Raw genomic sequence first — 3,142 nt, forward strand, 5'->3', positions numbered from 1 at the left:
GTCAATAGCCCTGGGATCCTCCATCAAATTAGGGACAAGACCAAAGAGCCATTTTTTCCAAATCATATGGCCTTCACGGTTTGCAATACCTTTGTCAAAATACTCAAATGCCAACTCCCATTCTCCAATTATCAAATAAACATCACCGAGAAACGAATTAGATTCTAATTCTTCAATGTTCTCAATATTTTTAATCTCTTCAATTGTTTCTCTCGCCTTGTCTGTATCTCCCATTACGCCATAAAGAGTTCCCAGGGACGATAAGGTATAAGGTATATTTTCCAGATTCACCGCTACTTGAACTTCATATAGTGCTTCTTCAAATTTACCCAATTTCAAATAAGCCATTCCTGCAAACAGGTGGCCTCCAAAAAAATCAGAATTCAATTCGATAAGCTGTTTAGAAAGCTCTAATGCTTTCTCTGCATATGCGGATATTAATGTAGGAATTATAGTAGCCATCCATAGATTCATTATTGAAAACGGATCCAACTCAATTGCTTTTTCGGCAAAGGCCATGGCTTGCTCGTTATCACCTGATAAGACTGCGCAAAAGCCTAACTGTATATACACCTCGGGAAGGTTTGGGTTTATAGCAAGGGCTTTTTTTAGTTCAACTCGCGCATCCCTTGCATTCCAGTCATAGTGTAATTTTTTACGCCCCAAATTAATGAGGCTTTCTGCAATCTGGTCATCTAATTCAATAGATTTTTTACCGGCTTGTAATGAGAGGGGCATGGCTTGTTTAGCCGGGATCCAATTCCAAAAAGACAAGGTGTGATAACAGTAAGAGATGCCCGCATACGCAATGGCGTAATTAGCATCCAAGGCAATAGCCTGGGTAAAATAATCAATGGCTTTTAGAAAACCTTCTCGAGTGTATTTATTGTAATGAAATTTGCCTTTGAGGTAGAGTTGGTAGGCTTCCAAATTGTCTGTATATTTTTTGAAGACCGCTTTTATTTCCGAACCAAATAATTTTATTTTAATGGCATCAAGGATTTCCTCAGAAATCTCATCCTGGATCTCAAAAATGTCTTTCAGTTCTCTATCAAATTTTTCGGAATAGATATGTGTACCATCTGCCACATTAATGAGTTGTGCGGTGATACGCAATTTATTTCCTGATTTCCTCACACTCCCTTCCAGAATATGACTTACTTTTAGTTCTCCCCCTATAAACCTTACATCCTGATTCTTTCCCTTAAAAGAAAAGGAAGAGGTTCTGGCTATCACTTTTAAATCTGGAACCTGAGCCAGCATGTTGATGATCTCCTCACTAATTCCGTCACTGAAATATTCCTGTTCCGGATCACTACTCATGTTTACGAAAGGTAATACTGCAATGCTTTTTTCAATTTCGGGCTCTGATAATTTTTCTACTTCAATGATTTCACTACCCGCAAATAATACCTGGTACATCCTCATTGGTTGAGGTACATTCTTTAAAAGCATTTCTTTAACGAATTGCGACTTAAATTCATTTTTGTTGGTAACATTGTGTTGTACTGTTTCTGAAATAAAAATACATCCGGGTTGTGCAGCCCCCTGAATGCGCGCGGCAATGTTGACGGCATCCCCAAACACATCATCATTTTCAAATAACACTTCGCCCTGATGTATCCCGATGCGCAATTGAAAATCCATGGCTGAATTACAAGCCTCCTGAATCTTAATTGCCGCGTTTACCGCATCCGAAACGGTATTAAAACTTGCCATGACCCCATCGCCGAGTTCTTTTATCCATCGACCATTGAATTCTTCAATGATTGGCTTTTGCAGTTTTCTATTCTGTTGTAGCAGCCTGAAGGCATTTTGTTCATCCTTACCCATTAAGGCCGTATACCCAACAATATCGGTAAACATAATAGCAGCAAGTTGGCGGGATTGTGACATGTGTATGAATATAAGTGTATTATTGAAACAACGCTTTAAATCATTTCAAAAATTAAGATCATAAGTACTAGATAGTTTTTCTCTCCGGGATGACTACCAATCAAAAATTCCCTAATCTGATTCAACACTTGCTTCCGGCACAGTATCATCAGTGAGCTTTTTACGAATCTTTCTGAAGAAATTGATCATTGAAGCAGGTATTCGTTAATTAAGCTATTTAAAGAATCCAGTTGCGCTTTTTCAAGGATGTACTTTTTATGCATGTTGTAGTGTATTATACTTATCCGATCTAAATAATTAGCCAGAAGTGGATCATTTAAAAACGCTTGTCTTTTAGATGGAATAATAGCTTCCCCTAGGGAATCCGTAATGTACTTCCTGGAATCTATAAAATTATTGAGGTAGTCCTGATATTGCAGGGCAAGGTATTCTGTTTCTGACTCAAATTTTCTAATCTGATGCATCCGTTCATTCCAGGAGGCGAGGTGCATACGAATCCGTTCTTCCTGTATAAGGCCCAAAGAACCTGTATTCATCAGTTCCTGTATACCACCATCATTGAGAGAGATTAAACTGTAATCACTGGCAGTGAACATCAATGAATCTAAAAATCGCCCTTTTAAAGGTGCGAAATTTTTATAAGCAAGAAGCAGAAGCAAAGTATCAGCACAAGAGGAAATGAGTTTTGCATCATCGATAACCCGGTTCAGCTCCTTTTGGGACAATAGGATACTCGATTTTATGCTGTTTAAATAGTATTTTTCTTTCTCTCTGTTTTTACGTTCCTCATTCCAATTGTTAATTTGAAGCGCTATCAGGATTCCAATAACTACCAAGACAATCTCCCCCATAGCATACAGAAGGTATTTTGTCACCTTGTTTTGACTAATGAGCTGCTCGCGAATGCGTCTAAAGTAATGTATCATGGAAGAGCAGTGGTTGGTTGTTCTTTCTAAGATAGCAATTTATTGGTCCTCAGCTAGAATTAATTCCTGAATACACTGTACAGACCGGCCTGGATATTACAATGATTCCTTCAACCCCTCAATCAATTGATCTACCTCTGCCTTAGTTGTATAGTGTAAAAATGAGATGCGTATTACGCCAGGTATTCTGGGGATCTCCATATCCTTCAGTGGGCGAACCGCATAGAAATCGCCCATGCCCAGCATCAACATATGCCGGAGTAAGCTTGTGTATACTACTTTAACACTTTTCTTCAAAGGTATGATGGAAACTGTTGGGC

General features: G+C 38.6%; 2 protein-coding genes and 1 pseudogene. All 3 read right to left on the reverse strand.

Annotated features, from left to right (window positions below; genetic code table 11):
- On the reverse strand, positions 1 to 1,896 hold a 1,896-nt coding region (locus WBM49_RS11895), incomplete at its 3' end, for an adenylate/guanylate cyclase domain-containing protein (protein ID WP_424372273.1).
- Between the two features lie 185 nt (positions 1,897 to 2,081).
- Positions 2,082 to 2,822 carry a DUF6090 family protein gene (locus WBM49_RS11900; protein WP_424372274.1) on the reverse strand — a complete coding sequence of 247 codons (741 nt, stop codon included), beginning with the start codon at positions 2,820 to 2,822 and terminating at the stop codon, positions 2,082 to 2,084.
- Between the two features lie 96 nt (positions 2,823 to 2,918).
- Positions 2,919 to 3,142: pseudogene (locus WBM49_RS11905) on the reverse strand (aminotransferase class V-fold PLP-dependent enzyme); the annotation flags it as partial.

Origin of the sequence: Muriicola sp., assembly GCF_049669965.1 — a bacterium.
GTDB lineage: Bacteria > Bacteroidota > Bacteroidia > Flavobacteriales > Flavobacteriaceae > Muriicola.